This window comes from Mangrovibacter phragmitis (genome assembly GCF_040429585.1).
Lineage (GTDB): Bacteria > Pseudomonadota > Gammaproteobacteria > Enterobacterales > Enterobacteriaceae > Mangrovibacter > Mangrovibacter phragmitis.
Window position 1 is genome coordinate 4,782,287 of the sequence record NZ_CP134782.1, and the last position, 13,290, is coordinate 4,795,576.

The 13,290-nt window shown below is 51.2% G+C and carries 12 protein-coding genes; 4 read left to right on the forward strand and 8 right to left on the reverse strand.

From position 1 onward, the window contains the following. Positions 1 to 58 precede the first annotated feature (58 nt). Positions 59 to 928, forward strand: a complete 870-nt coding sequence (robA, locus tag MPHASIOC01_RS23030; RefSeq protein WP_064598686.1) for an MDR efflux pump AcrAB transcriptional activator RobA — start codon at positions 59 to 61, stop codon at positions 926 to 928. Positions 929 to 935: 7 nt separating this feature from the next. On the opposite strand, the gene gpmB is transcribed toward robA, so the two are convergent. Beyond that, positions 936 to 1,583 (reverse strand): 2,3-diphosphoglycerate-dependent phosphoglycerate mutase GpmB, encoded by a 648-nt coding sequence (gene gpmB, locus MPHASIOC01_RS23035; RefSeq protein ID WP_353613356.1) that lies wholly within the window; start codon positions 1,581 to 1,583, stop codon positions 936 to 938. A gap of 52 nt (positions 1,584 to 1,635) precedes the next feature. Here gpmB and yjjX point away from each other — a divergent pair, with 52 nt between their 5' ends. Beyond that, entirely contained in the window at positions 1,636 to 2,148 is a 513-nt protein-coding gene (gene yjjX, locus MPHASIOC01_RS23040; protein ID WP_064598682.1) for an inosine/xanthosine triphosphatase, read from the forward strand. A 5-nt stretch (positions 2,149 to 2,153) separates the two neighbouring features. On the opposite strand, the gene trpR is transcribed toward yjjX, so the two are convergent. After that, the gene (gene trpR / locus MPHASIOC01_RS23045; protein ID WP_064598680.1) at positions 2,154 to 2,480 is read right to left on the reverse strand and encodes a trp operon repressor; all 327 of its coding nucleotides are present in this window, start codon (positions 2,478 to 2,480) and stop codon (positions 2,154 to 2,156) included. A gap of 55 nt (positions 2,481 to 2,535) precedes the next feature. Then, positions 2,536 to 4,470: a murein transglycosylase gene (sltY, locus tag MPHASIOC01_RS23050; protein ID WP_064598678.1), complete on the reverse strand. Its 1,935-nt coding sequence runs from the start codon at positions 4,468 to 4,470 to the stop codon at positions 2,536 to 2,538. A 234-nt stretch (positions 4,471 to 4,704) separates the two neighbouring features. On the opposite strand from sltY, the gene ettA reads away from it, so the two are divergent. Beyond that, positions 4,705 to 6,372: an energy-dependent translational throttle protein EttA gene (gene ettA, locus MPHASIOC01_RS23055; protein ID WP_353613357.1), complete on the forward strand. Its 1,668-nt coding sequence runs from the start codon at positions 4,705 to 4,707 to the stop codon at positions 6,370 to 6,372. A 131-nt stretch (positions 6,373 to 6,503) separates the two neighbouring features. On the opposite strand, the gene nadR is transcribed toward ettA, so the two are convergent. The 3 genes from nadR to serB all read right to left on the reverse strand — a co-directional run bounded on the left by nadR (position 6,504) and on the right by serB (position 10,295). Then, complete coding sequence (gene nadR / locus MPHASIOC01_RS23060) at positions 6,504 to 7,751, reverse strand: multifunctional transcriptional regulator/nicotinamide-nucleotide adenylyltransferase/ribosylnicotinamide kinase NadR (RefSeq protein WP_064598674.1); 1,248 nt, start codon at positions 7,749 to 7,751, stop codon at positions 6,504 to 6,506. A 151-nt stretch (positions 7,752 to 7,902) separates the two neighbouring features. Beyond that, positions 7,903 to 9,294: a DNA repair protein RadA gene (gene radA, locus MPHASIOC01_RS23065; protein WP_353613358.1), complete on the reverse strand. Its 1,392-nt coding sequence runs from the start codon at positions 9,292 to 9,294 to the stop codon at positions 7,903 to 7,905. Between the two features lie 29 nt (positions 9,295 to 9,323). Continuing rightward, the gene (serB, locus tag MPHASIOC01_RS23070; protein WP_353613359.1) at positions 9,324 to 10,295 is read right to left on the reverse strand and encodes a phosphoserine phosphatase; all 972 of its coding nucleotides are present in this window, start codon (positions 10,293 to 10,295) and stop codon (positions 9,324 to 9,326) included. Between the two features lie 110 nt (positions 10,296 to 10,405). Here serB and MPHASIOC01_RS23075 point away from each other — a divergent pair, with 110 nt between their 5' ends. After that, positions 10,406 to 11,062 carry a YtjB family periplasmic protein gene (locus MPHASIOC01_RS23075; RefSeq protein ID WP_064598669.1) on the forward strand — a complete coding sequence of 219 codons (657 nt, stop codon included), beginning with the start codon at positions 10,406 to 10,408 and terminating at the stop codon, positions 11,060 to 11,062. 109 nt (positions 11,063 to 11,171) lie between these two features. On the opposite strand, the gene deoD is transcribed toward MPHASIOC01_RS23075, so the two are convergent. After that, a complete protein-coding gene (gene deoD, locus MPHASIOC01_RS23080; protein ID WP_036106415.1) occupies positions 11,172 to 11,891 on the reverse strand; it encodes a purine-nucleoside phosphorylase in 720 nt (239 codons plus the stop codon). Positions 11,892 to 12,022: 131 nt separating this feature from the next. Continuing rightward, complete coding sequence (deoB, locus tag MPHASIOC01_RS23085) at positions 12,023 to 13,246, reverse strand: phosphopentomutase (protein WP_064598668.1); 1,224 nt, start codon at positions 13,244 to 13,246, stop codon at positions 12,023 to 12,025. Between the last annotated feature and the right edge of the window lie 44 nt (positions 13,247 to 13,290).

Here is a 13,290-nt window from a genome sequence, read left to right on the forward strand (position 1 = left end):
AAAAAGTGCTATTATTCCGCGTCGTTATACCCCGAGCTTATCAGGATGAGGATAATATATGGATCAGGTTGGGATCATTAGTGATTTGCTTAACTGGCTTGAAAGCCATCTGGACCAACCTTTGTCGCTCGACAATGTGGCGGCTAAAGCAGGGTACTCCAAGTGGCATTTGCAACGAATGTTCAAAGATGTGACCGGCCAGGCAATTGGTGCCTATATCCGTGCCCGTCGCCTATCCAAATCAGCGGTAGCACTCAAACTGACTGCCAGGCCAATACTGGATATTGCCTTACAATACCGGTTTGATTCCCAGCAAACTTTTACCCGGGCATTTAAAAAACAATTCGCACTGACACCAGCACTCTATCGCCGCTCACCTGAATGGAACGCCTCGGGCATACGCCCGCCAATCCGCCTGGATAATACCCCACTTCCAGAAGCCACCTTTATTACCCTGCCAGATACTGAACTGGTTGGGGTGACACAGAGCTATAGTTGTACTCTTGAACAAATCACCCAGTATCGCCACGAAATGCGTATTCAGTTCTGGCGGGCATTTCTTGCCAATACAACCAATATTCCACCTGTGCTTTATGGCCTTGCAGAACCACGCCCCAGTACAGAGAAAGACGATGAGCAGGAAGTCTTTTACACCACGGCATTACCGCCTGAAATCGCCAAAAGTTATGTGCAGAATGCCCATCCGGTAGTACTGGCTGGCGGCGATTACGTAAAATTTGTTTATGAAGGTGAGCCCGACGAACTGCAATCATTTATCCTGACTGTGTATGGCACCTGTATGCCAACACTGGGCCTGATTCGCCGTGAAGGGCAGGATATTGAGCGGCTGCAACCAGAGTTCGACAATGGTTCTGACCAGCCGCCTTCACGCATCCGTTGTGACTACCTGATTCCGGTACGCCGCTAACAGACACTCAGCGCTGCAATTCATCCATTGCCGGGGCATCAAGGTGCGAAACATCCCCGGCGGTTTCAACCACCCATCCGGGAGCCAGCCATGCGCTCTGCTGGTAATCCACCCGGGAGAGAGAGCAGTTACGCAACCTCAGACGCCGTTCTGCATAAGGCGGTAGCCCGAGGATAGTGCTCACCAGACACCCCAGCGCCATGCCATGGCTTACCAGCAGCGGGCGGCTTTGTGGCGGTAACTCAAGGCAGGCACTCAAAGCAGCATGCATACGCTGGCTCAGTTCCGTCATTGATTCACCCTGAGGGATTCGCCCGTCTGGGGTACCATCAACTAAACGCCGCCGCCAGGACTCCTCTTCTTCAGTGAGGCTGTCGATATCGCGTTTTTCCAGCACCCCCATATCCAGCTCGCGCAAGCGGTCATCCACAACATAATCACACCCGATGGCTTGCGCAATAATGCGTGCCGTTTGCTGCGTTCTCCCCAAATCACTGGAGATAATATGCGTAATACCCAGATTCATGACACGTTGAGCAACCTGCTGTGCCTGCTGGATACCTTTCCCGGTCAGCCCACTGTCAGACTGACCCTGAATGCGTCGTTCCACATTCCACTGCGTTTCGCCATGGCGAACAAGATAGACCTGTAACATGTACTTTATCCGTTATACTACTCTGATGTTTTCATTAGGCGTTTACTAAATTATGTACCAGGTTGTCACAGCCACCAAAAATCCAGCCAAAATTAACGCAATTTTACAAGCATTTGAAATTATCTATGGCGAAGGATCTTGCCACATTATTGCCGCAGACGTCGAGAGCGGCGTCCCGGAACAACCCATGGGTAGTGCCGAAACGCTGACTGGCGCACGCCAGCGTGTTATTAATGCCCGCAGGGTTTATCCTCAGGCAGACTTCTGGGTCGCTATCGAAGCAGGCATAGATGAGGGTAGCACGTTCAGCTGGGTGGTCATTGAAAATTCAGATAAGCGCGGAGAAGCTCGCTCTGCATCGCTGCCTTTGCCGGAGCCAGTTCTGGCAGCCGTTGCCCAGGGCGAAACGCTGGGTGATGTTATTAGTGCGACCACGGGTATTGAGCAACTCGGGCGGAAAGAAGGCGCTATCGGGATTTTTACGAAAGGAGCACTGACCAGAAGTAGTGTATACAGCCAGGCCGTTGTGCTGGCACTCAGCCCTTTCCACCACACGGCCTATTAAGAGGATTAATCTCCGTCGAGCAATTTCTCTTCAAGCCACTGGCGCAATGCGAGAGGGGCGGTTTTCAGGCTATTCGAACCTCTTGTGATTGTGGCAATACCTGCGCCCAGCTCACTTTTCAATTCACGCTGGCTCATTTTTCCGCGAAGCAGCTCTTCAATAATACGCACACGGGTACCTAACGCCGTGCGCTCATCAGGTGTGAGGAGCAAAGTCAGAAGTGGAAGGTGAAGTTCTTCACCAAAAGAAGCCTGCAATAACTCCACAAAACGGAGCCATTCCTGATTGGCGTGTTCTTCCTGCGGAGAAGAGAACGACGTCTGCTGAGTCATGTTATGCCACCATACTATTTAACTAGTACAGCAGCATAACACACTCCTGAAAAAATCAGTAATGCTGCTGCCACTCCTGTTGCGTCAGTAACGGCGAGTTATCACCATCGAAATAGCGGTAATAAGCATCATAAGCGAGTACATTCTTCACATAACGTCGGGTTTCTGAGAAAGGGATACTCTCAATAAACGCAACGGCGTCAATTCGACCGGAACTGTTACCCTGCCAACTTCGCACCCGGCCAGGACCGGCATTATATGCCGCGGAGGCAAATATCCGGTTATCACCAAACTGCTGATACACATACTGCAGATATTGCGTACCAATTTTAATGTTGGTGTCCGGGTCGAGTAACTGGCTACTGCTGCTGTACCCCGGAATATTGAACATTTTCACAGTATGTGTTGCCGTTGCTGGCATTAACTGCATCAAACCAGTGGCACCAACAGGCGAGCGCACTTTTGGGTTCCAGGCGCTTTCCTGGCGGGCAATAGCCATGGCATAAGTGCTGGAGATATCTTTACCGCTGACATAATGGTCAAACGTTGCCTTCCATGCAGGAGGGAAACGCTCCGTCAGGTTATCCCATAATTTACCAGCAATCGTCGCCTGCACACTTAAATCCCACCAACCTTGCTTCAGGGCATAATGCGCTAAAGCGGCCTGTTCTTCGGGCGGACGGCTGGCAATATAGCCAGCCCATTCACTACGCGCCGTATTATCAAGGTTCCAGTACATCAGTTCACGAATCCGTGCCAGCACTGGCCCGTTAACCAATGTGCCACTGGCTTCGGGAGCATCATTAACCGTTAACTGGTAAGGCACCCCCAGGCGCTGTGCCGCAACCATTGGGTAAAACCCCCGGGATTTCATCAAATCCTGCAAAATAGCCCGGCCTTCCGTTTCACGGCCACGTTCAAGCAAGAGTACGGCCTGCCAGTAACGCCACTCATCTTCCTGTTTAGCATCCATCGAGAGGCGTGATAACCAGGTATTCAACCCGGCTCTGTCACCCTCACCTAACGCCATACGAATACGCCGCTCAATTAATGAATCTGAGCCTGAACGCATAATGACGTCATCTCGCCAGCGCGCCTGTTCATCGGTAATGTCATTGCCAAACAAGCGCCAGGCCACGATATCTTTCAGACTTTGCGCCTGATTATCGTCCAGCCCGGCAGCCTGAACTAATGCCGGGATCATGGCCCGGGCATTTTCCACATCCTGGCGAGCCACGCTGGCAAATGCCAGCTCAACCATGTGGCGGGTAAAGTCAGAAGGTTTGACTGTGCGTGCGAATGAGAGGACCGTTTGCGGATCATCCGCAAGGCTAATTACCGAAGAAGACAACGTCAGGTCATTATCCGGTAGCTGTCCTGCCAGCGCATTTACCAGCGCGGTATTACCTGCTTTCATCGCCAGCACAATACGAGATAAATAATCATCGACAGTCTGTTGACCGGAAGCACGCCAGGCAGTGAACAAATTCTCACAGGTTAATGGCAGAGTACGGCCTGTTTGCCACAATTTATGCGCCCCCACCCATGCTGCACTGGTCTGCCCGGTCTGCCATTTGGCATTGTAATAATTACACTTTGCTTCAGTTGTTGAGGGTTCTGTTGGGCTGAACGCCAGCAAACCTTTCCAGTCACTTCGACGTGCCAGTTCATTAATAAAGCGCGTGGTCAGTGCCCTGCTGATGGGCATTGTGGGGTACTGTTGGATGAACTGTGTAACAGCGACTGCAGTTTCATTCTGTAAGTCTGATGTCAATGCCCGATATTCAAGATAAGGATACAGGGGATAATCCTTCAGGCCCGGCATCATTTGCTGAACAACATCCATCTGCCGTTGATCCCAGGCCTGTTTTATTGCGCTGTAACGCTGACGCTGTGCATCCAGTGAATCTGCCCAAACCACATGGCTGACAGTAAGCAGGCAGAGGCTTGCAGCCGCGAAGCGCCAGATACCCTGTTTTGCTTTCCCCACAACAACTCCTTAATCTTCTTGTACGTCAGGATGCCCGAAACACCCTTCAGGAAATATCATGCTAACCAGGCAAAAAGTAATCTGCCATGCCACAAACACTTTTTTACGTAATTCTTTTTCTCAAGCGGATATCCTCCTTCCGTGCTGATGGCTGGGATTAAGGCAAGAAAAAGGCTAAACTTCGCCAGTGTTACTCAATACCCTAAATCACGATTAAAGAGGCGAAGTCGCAACGTGGCTCAATTCGTATATACCATGCATCGTGTCGGCAAAGTGGTTCCGCCGAAACGGCACATTCTTAAGAATATTTCTCTGAGCTTCTTCCCCGGCGCCAAAATCGGTGTGCTGGGTCTTAATGGTGCCGGTAAATCAACACTGCTGCGCATCATGGCTGGCATTGATACCGACATTGAAGGTGAAGCCCGCCCTCAGCCTGGCATCAAAATCGGTTACCTGCCGCAAGAACCTCAGCTCAACCATGAACACACTGTTCGCGAATCTATTGAAGAAGCCGTCGCGGATGTCGTCGGTGCGCTTAAGCGCCTTGATGAAGTCTATGCTTTGTATGCAGACCCGGATGCAGACTTCGACAAACTGGCTGCCGAGCAAGGTAAGTTAGAAGAGATAATCCAGGCGCATGATGGCCACAACCTGAATAACCAGTTGGAACGGGCAGCAGATGCGCTCCGGTTACCAGACTGGGACGCGAAAATCGCGAATTTATCCGGGGGTGAACGCCGTCGTGTGGCCCTGTGCCGCCTGCTGCTGGAAAAACCTGACATGTTGTTGCTGGACGAACCAACCAACCACCTGGATGCTGAATCAGTGGCCTGGCTGGAACGTTTCCTGCACGACTTCGAAGGCACCGTGGTGGCGATTACCCATGACCGTTACTTCCTGGATAATGTTGCAGGCTGGATCCTTGAACTTGACCGTGGTGAAGGTATTCCCTGGGAAGGGAACTACTCTTCCTGGCTGGAGCAGAAAGATCAACGTCTGGCACAAGAAGCCTCTGCTGAAGCCGCACGTCGTAAATCCATCGAGAAAGAACTGGAATGGGTTCGCCAGGGCGCCCGTGGCCGTCAGTCTAAAGGTAAAGCTCGTCTGGCCCGTTTTGAAGAACTCAACAACGTGGAATACCAGAAACGTAATGAAACCAGCGAACTGTTTATTCCACCAGGCCCTCGTCTGGGCGACAAAGTGCTGGAAGTGGAAAACCTCACCAAGTCTTACGGTGATCGTGTCCTGATTGACAATCTCTCTTTCTCTATTCCGAAAGGCGCTATTGTTGGGATTATCGGCCCTAACGGCGCGGGTAAATCTACCCTGTTCCGTATGATAACCGGCCAGGAACAACCCAACAGCGGGAATATCACACTGGGTGATACCGTAAAAATTGCAGCAGTAGAGCAGTTCCGTGATGCCATGGACAACAAGAAGACTGTCTGGGAAGAAGTCTCCGGTGGCCTGGATATTATGAAGATTGGTAACTTTGAAATCCCCAGCCGTGCTTATGTGGGGCGCTTTAACTTCAAAGGCACTGATCAGGGTAAACGAGTGGGTGAACTGTCTGGTGGTGAACGTGGGCGCCTGCACCTGGCAAAACTGTTACAGGTCGGCGGCAACATGTTGCTGCTCGACGAACCGACCAACGACCTGGATGTAGAAACCCTGCGGGCACTGGAAAACGCCCTGCTGGAGTTACCGGGTTGTGCCATGGTTATTTCCCATGACCGTTGGTTCCTGGACCGTATTGCGACGCATATTCTGGACTACCAGGATGAAGGCAAAGTTGAATTCTTCGAAGGTAACTTTACCGAGTACGAAGAATACAAAAAACGCACGCTGGGTGCTGAAGCTCTCGAGCCAAAACGCATCAAATATAAGCGTATTACTAAATAGTTTACTGCTTATTACTTCTCAGCCACCTTATACAGGTGGCTGTTTTCTTTATTCTTCCGTTTTATTTTCGTTGCGAGCAAGTTCAGAGTATGCTTGCCATCAAGCCACAGACTCAGAAACAACGGTGTATTTTATTGCCCGGAACTCTCTTCACCCATCAACTGACGCACCAGGCTGACACATCGCAAAAAGCGTGTATCGTAATCCGTATCATCAACGTGGGCATAAACAATGCCATTGTCCTGCAGCATAGAAACTAACTGTGCCTGAAAAGCCTTACGTTCACGTTCACTACCATTCCCGGAACGGCGAAAATCCCCGGCCACCCATGGCATGTTGTTTTCCAGCAAAATCACCAGGTCAAACCGATATTCATCAATCATCGCCTGCACAAAAGGATGTTCCCGCCCTTCATTCGCCTTGCAGAAGGCCTGAATAGTGACGAAGTCAGTATCAATGAACACCACCTTATTGGCATATTTAACTGCGAAATCAATATATTGAGAATGACCAATGGCAATCTTATCATAGTCAGTATATTGCAATGCCCTGCCGTCTCCCCCCAAATGAGAAAAGACATACTCGCGGCCAAATTCCCAGGCGCTGGTGGTATTGAAGATATTTGCCAGTTTGTTCACCATGGTGGATTTCCCGCTGGACTCGCCGCCCAAAATAGCCACAGTGCGTACAAAAAAGGGTTTTACTTCAGTAGGAATGTAATCCCATAAACGGAAAGGGTTTTCACGAATTTGCCCGCCACTGATGTTCATAAACGTGCGATCCGGATCGACCAGCACCGTGTTGATCCCTAAGTGTTCCAGGTACTGCGGTGCGTCTGAGGCTTCTGAAGTATAAATCTGGTCCGGGAAAATACCTTCACTGTCCATAAATGCTTTAATGCCCGCACTCCAGACATCCCAGCCCCAGGGATAAGGCTCCATGCCCTCTTCATTAAATGCATGAATATGGATATTTTTCTGGTACTTGAAAGTTTGCAGCAACCAGCGCAAACGGTCACTGATAGTGGGCTGTTGTGACATCGCACTGGCTTCAAACAACTCGCGATCCCGCGTCTCGTCATAACCCATAATGATGTGCAGCTCATCAACCTGGCTGCAGGCGCGCTGAATTAAATAGATATGGCCAGTGTGCAAAGGGTAAAACTTGCCAAATACCACCCCAACGCGCTTCTCTACCCGGGGGAATTCCAGGCTAAGGAACCGGTGCAAAGCCTCCAGTTTTTGGGCGCTGGGGCTTTTAATTTTGGCGTTTAATAATTGGCTCAAATAGCCCTTCGTCATGCCACTGGCATCAGCGACTTGCTGGAGTGTGCAGCCCTTCTGGCGAATAGCGTGTTTTAAATATTCAAACGATGACAAGCGTTGCCTCCTGCAATCTCCGGGGAATACCTGCCTTTGTGCAATATACGCAGGAACAAGTAAGAATAACCAGGTTCGGTTTCAGCCCACCACCTGTTGAATCGCGGGGCTAAAACCTGGTGGCTACCAAAAGAAGCAACCACCCATGTTGTTATGTGACAAACAAATCATCAAATACAGCCAGCGCATCCGCCAGTTTTTTTACACCAAAGATTTCCATTCCCGCAGGTGGGCGTTTTGGCACATTGGCGTGGGGAACAATCGCCCGGCGAAAACCATGTTTAGACGCTTCAGTGATACGCTCCTGTCCACTTGGCACTGGGCGAATCTCCCCGGAAAGGCCAACCTCGCCAAACACCACCAAGTCTTGCGGCAACGGGCGATCTCTCAGGCTGGAAACAATCGCCAGCAAGAGTGCCAAATCAACACTGGTTTCTGCAACTTTTACGCCGCCAACCACATTAACAAATACATCCTGGTCTGCCATTTGTAACCCACCGTGGCGGTGCAGCACAGCCAGCAAAATCGCCAGGCGGTTTTGTTCAAGCCCGACAGCAACCCGCCGCGGGTTTGACATCATAGACTGATCCACCAGCGCCTGGATTTCTACCAGTAGTGGACGGGTACCTTCCCAAACCACCATCACAGAACTGCCTGACGTCAGCTCATCACCCCGGCTGAGGAAAATTGCTGACGGGTTGCTCACTTCGCGCATCCCCTGCTCAGTCATGGCAAAAACACCCAGCTCATTTACAGCACCAAAGCGATTTTTATGGCTGCGCAATGTACGAAAACGCGAGTCTGCATCGCCATCCAGCAACACAGAACAGTCAATACAGTGCTCCAGCACTTTTGGACCGGCCAGCGAGCCATCTTTCGTTACATGCCCCACCATAATCACTGCCACCCCACGCATCTTCGCATAGCGCGTCAAATACGCGGCTGTTTCCCGCACCTGAGCCACACTGCCTGGTGATGACTGAATATCCGCCATATGCATCACCTGAATGGAGTCAATAACCATCAGTTTTGGCTGCTCCTGGTCAGCCACCAGGCAAATCTGTTCAATGCTGGTTTCTGACAGCATATTCAGATTGCTGCCAGGCAACCCCAGGCGATGGGCACGCATGGCCACCTGCTGGAGCGACTCTTCCCCGGTGACATACAGCGTTTTCATTTGTTCAGCGAGTTTGCACAGGGTTTGCAGTAACAGGGTGGATTTCCCCGCACCAGGATTACCACCAATTAAAATGGCGCTTCCCGGCACCACACCGCCACCCAAAACCCGGTCGAACTCTTTAAAGCCCGTAGAAAAACGGGGTAGCTCCTCCAGGCTGATTTCCGACAGCTTTTGCACTTTACTGACACCAGCATTGCCCGCATAGCCTGAAAGTTTTTCATTGCGGGCAACCTGAGGCGATGCCGCTATTCGCACCTCGGTAATGGTATTCCAGGCATGGCATGCACTGCACTGCCCCTGCCAGCGCGGGTAATCCGCACCACACTCATTACAGACAAACGCTCTTTTCGGTGCTTTTGCCACCAGATTACCTCACTCTTGTTACTGCCAGGTTATTCCTGTTTAAGGCTGCCAGAAAGAATACAGAATACCCCGAGAAGATCCGCGTGGCGGATAGTGACTTCCGTTTTTTCATTCACTTTTGGCTTCGCATGGTAGGCAATTCCCAGCCCGGCCGCTTTAATCATTAATAAATCATTGGCGCCATCGCCAATTGCCACCGTTTGTGAAGGGTCGATTTTCCAGGTATCAGCAAGTTGCTTCAGGGTATCGGCTTTATAACGCGCATCTACAATCGGACCAACCACTTCTCCGGTGAGTTTACCCTGAGCAATCCCCATTTGGTTTGCCACCGCAGCACATAAATTCAGTTGCTTTTTCAGGTGATCAGCAAAAAAGGTAAAGCCACCAGAAGCAATGGCCACCTGCCAGCCAAAGGCGTGCAGTTTCGCCACCATAGCGGTCAGCCCGGGCATCAGTGGCAGGGTATCCAGCACTTGCTGAAGGATACCGGCATCAGCACCTTTCAGGGTGCCTACACGCTCGCGCAAGCTGGCGGCAAAATCCAGCTCGCCACGCATAGCACGCTCTGTCACTGCTGCGACTTGTTCGCCAGTACCAGCCAGTTTGGCAATTTCATCAATACACTCAATCTGGATGGCTGTTGAGTCCATATCCATAACCAGCAACCCGGGCACACGCAGGTTAGGCAATTTCCCCAGGGGCGCAACATCCAGACCTGCATCATGTGCCAGTTTGGTCGCTCTGGGAGTCAGCGAACCCGCCAGGCGAACAACCTGGTACTCTTCAACATCCCAGGCGGAGACAATCACCATAGCGGCGCCCAGCTTACGCTGATATTTGGTCAGGCTATTTTTATCCAGACCGCGCCCGTACAGGAGCCAGCCAGTCCGGCCAGCGCGGTAATCCAGCGGCATCACTTCATCGCCACTGAGCGAAAGCGGCAGTCCGGGCCACAAGGAAACATCGTTGGGCAAATCGCACCATGTCAGGCTATTTGACATTACAGCTCCTGTAAAAATCGAATTCATGCCGGAATAAAACAACGCATGAGGCTACCCTGTGATGCCTGCTTCTGGCAACATGCAGACAGCAATTTTTCAATAGGTGAGCTATGGCACTGGCTAAACTGAAATTCCGTGTGCATCGTACATTAATTATCTTAATTTGCCTGGCTTTGCTGGTTGCATTAATGCAAGGCGCGTCGTGGTTCAGTCAGAGCCACCAAAAAACCCGTAATTTGCAGTTTGAAGAGCTGGCTAACACCCTGGCGATACAGGTCAGTTACCGCCTGGTTCCCCTGCTCAAAGGGGATACCCCGGATGAAAAGCATATTGCAGTCATTCTGCGCAATTTAACTCAGCAAGGGCGTATTCTCGATGCGGGTGTCTACGATTCGCAAGGAAATTTAATCGTTAAGGCTGGCGAAAATGTCAATGTGCGAGACAGGCTGGCTTTAGATGGAAAAAAGGCAGGTAGCTATTTCAACCAACAAATCGTCCAGCCCGTTGAAGACAAAAACACGCTACTGGGTTATTTGCGTTTAACGCTCGACACCCATTCCCTGCCAACCGACGCACGCCAGGTGGATAACACGACCAATATTTTGCGCCTGATGATGCTGTTATGTGTCGCCATTGGCATTATTCTCGCCCGTGTCTTATTGCAGGGTAAACGTACACGCTGGCAGCAGTCGCCGTTCCTGCTTACTGCCAGTAAGTCGGTCAAAGAAGAAGATAACGCTCCCCCCGAAAGTCAAGACAAGCCCTGATCCGTTGCCACGATGCAACTAGCCGTTATTTATCAGGAAAAGGAGCGTAAAAAACGGAGGGGAATGTGTTGTGCCAGGCTCGCTGGCACAACAAAAAAACAGCGCGTTATCAGGCTTTATCACCCAACAATACCGATTCCAGGGCAATCTTTATCATGTCATTAAAGGTAGTTTGGCGTTCTTCTGCGGTAGTTTGCTCGTGAGTACGGATATGGTCCGACACCGTGCAAATCGCCAGCGCTTTCGCGCCAAACTCAGCCGCCACACCATAAATACCCGCCGCCTCCATTTCCACGCCCAGGATGCCATATTGCTCCATCACATCAAACATGGAAGGGTCCGGAGAGTAGAACAGGTCGGCGGAAAACAAATTACCAACACGGGCATCCACACCCAATGCTTTTGCGGCATCAACCGCATTACGCACCATGTCAAAATCTGCCAGCGCGGCAAAATCATGGTCTTTAAAACGAATGCGGTTTACTTTGGAATCCGTACTGGCCCCCATACCAATGACAACATCTCGCAAATGGACGTCCTGGCGTACAGCACCACATGAGCCGACACGGATAATTTTCTTCACACCAAACTCAGTTATCAGCTCTTTGGTGTAAATAGAGCAGGATGGGATCCCCATACCGTGGCCCATTACGGAGATTTTGCGGCCTTTATAAGTGCCAGTAAAACCTAACATACCACGAACATTATTGACTTCCCGAACATCTTCCAGGAAGGTTTCAGCAATGTGTTTGGCACGCAGCGGGTCCCCCGGCATCAAAACGACGTCAGCGAAATCACCCATTTCTGCATTAATATGTGGCGTTGCCATTGTTATATTCCTTAATCAGTAATCAGCGTCAAGACGGTCACTTGTCAAAACCAGGCACAGAGCGCAGCAGGCTGCTGCTGGCACAGCATTCTGACATGGGCGGTTCATTCCCCGCCCACAGCTACCGTCACTCACAACATATTTTTGCCATAGTCCATGGCAGAGGTACCAAAATAGTGGGCCAGTGTCTGCCCGATATCGGCAAAGGTATCGCGATGCCCCAAAGACCCGGGCTGCACATGTGGGCCGGCAATTAATACCGGAATGTGCTCGCGAGTATGATCAGTGCCAGCCCAGGTTGGATCGCAACCATGGTCGGCTGTCAGGATCAGCAGATCATCCCCTTCAAGCAAAGCCAGTAACTCAGGCAGGCGGCGGTCGAACAGTTCCAGACCGGCAGCATACCCGGCCACATCACGGCGGTGCCCCCAGGAAGAGTCAAAATCGACAAAGTTGGTAAACACAATCGTGTTATCCCCTGCCGCTTTCATTTCTGCCAGCGTCGCGTCAAATAACGCATCCAGCCCGGTTGCTTTCACCTTTTTAGTGATACCCACATTGGCATAGATATCCGCAATTTTACCCACAGACACCACCTGGCCTTGCTTTTCGTCCACCAACTTTTTCAGCACGGTTGGTGACGGTGGCTCAACAGCCAGGTCATGGCGGTTTCCGGTACGTTCAAAGGCTCCGGCTTTTTCACCCACAAAAGGACGCGCAATAACACGGCCAATGTTATAGCCCCCGTTGGTCAGCACCTCACGCGCGATTTCGCACAAGTCGTACAGGCGTTGCAGACCGAAGGTTTCTTCATGGCAGGCAATCTGGAAAACGGAGTCAGCGGAGGTATAGAAAATCGGTTTCCCGGTTTTCATATGCTCTTCCCCCAGTTTGTCGAGAATGACGGTACCCGAAGAGTGGCAGTTACCCAGGTAACCAGGCAGGTCAGCACGTTGTACCAGCTCATCCAGCAACTCCTGGGGGAAGCTGTTTTCTACGTCGCTGAAATACCCCCAGTCAAACAACACAGGCACACCGGCTATTTCCCAGTGCCCGGAAGGCGTGTCTTTGCCAGAAGAGAGTTCGTGTGCCCAGCCATATGCACCAGTAATTACTGCATTACCGTCCATACCAGCCGGGAGGCTCCCGGTGGAACCTTCGTGGGCTTTTGCAAGGCCCAGTTGAGTCAGATTAGGTAAATGAAGCGGGCCATGACGGCCTTTGTCTGCCTCGCCGTTAGCACAGGCCTGAGCAATATGGCCCAGTGTATCTGAGCCTGCATCACCGAATTTATCGGCATCTTCAGTTGCGCCAATGCCGAACGAGTCCAGCACCATAATGAATGCACGTTTCATAATTTCTCCTGCATCGTTGCCAGCAAGTGGCAACCGATGGCGCT

What these genes read in the sequence shown, in the direction of transcription:
- robA (WP_064598686.1), top strand. Translation starts at nt 59, where the DNA reads ATGGATCAGGTTGGGATCATTAGTGATTTGCTTAACTGGCTTGAAAGC.
- gpmB (WP_353613356.1), bottom strand. Translation starts at nt 1,583, where the DNA reads ATGTTACAGGTCTATCTTGTTCGCCATGGCGAAACGCAGTGGAATGTG.
- yjjX (WP_064598682.1), top strand. Translation starts at nt 1,636, where the DNA reads ATGTACCAGGTTGTCACAGCCACCAAAAATCCAGCCAAAATTAACGCA.
- trpR (WP_064598680.1), bottom strand. Translation starts at nt 2,480, where the DNA reads ATGACTCAGCAGACGTCGTTCTCTTCTCCGCAGGAAGAACACGCCAAT.
- serB (WP_353613359.1), bottom strand. Translation starts at nt 10,295, where the DNA reads ATGTCAAATAGCCTGACATGGTGCGATTTGCCCAACGATGTTTCCTTG.
- MPHASIOC01_RS23075 (WP_064598669.1), top strand. Translation starts at nt 10,406, where the DNA reads ATGGCACTGGCTAAACTGAAATTCCGTGTGCATCGTACATTAATTATC.
- deoD (WP_036106415.1), bottom strand. Translation starts at nt 11,891, where the DNA reads ATGGCAACGCCACATATTAATGCAGAAATGGGTGATTTCGCTGACGTC.
- deoB (WP_064598668.1), bottom strand. Translation starts at nt 13,246, where the DNA reads ATGAAACGTGCATTCATTATGGTGCTGGACTCGTTCGGCATTGGCGCA.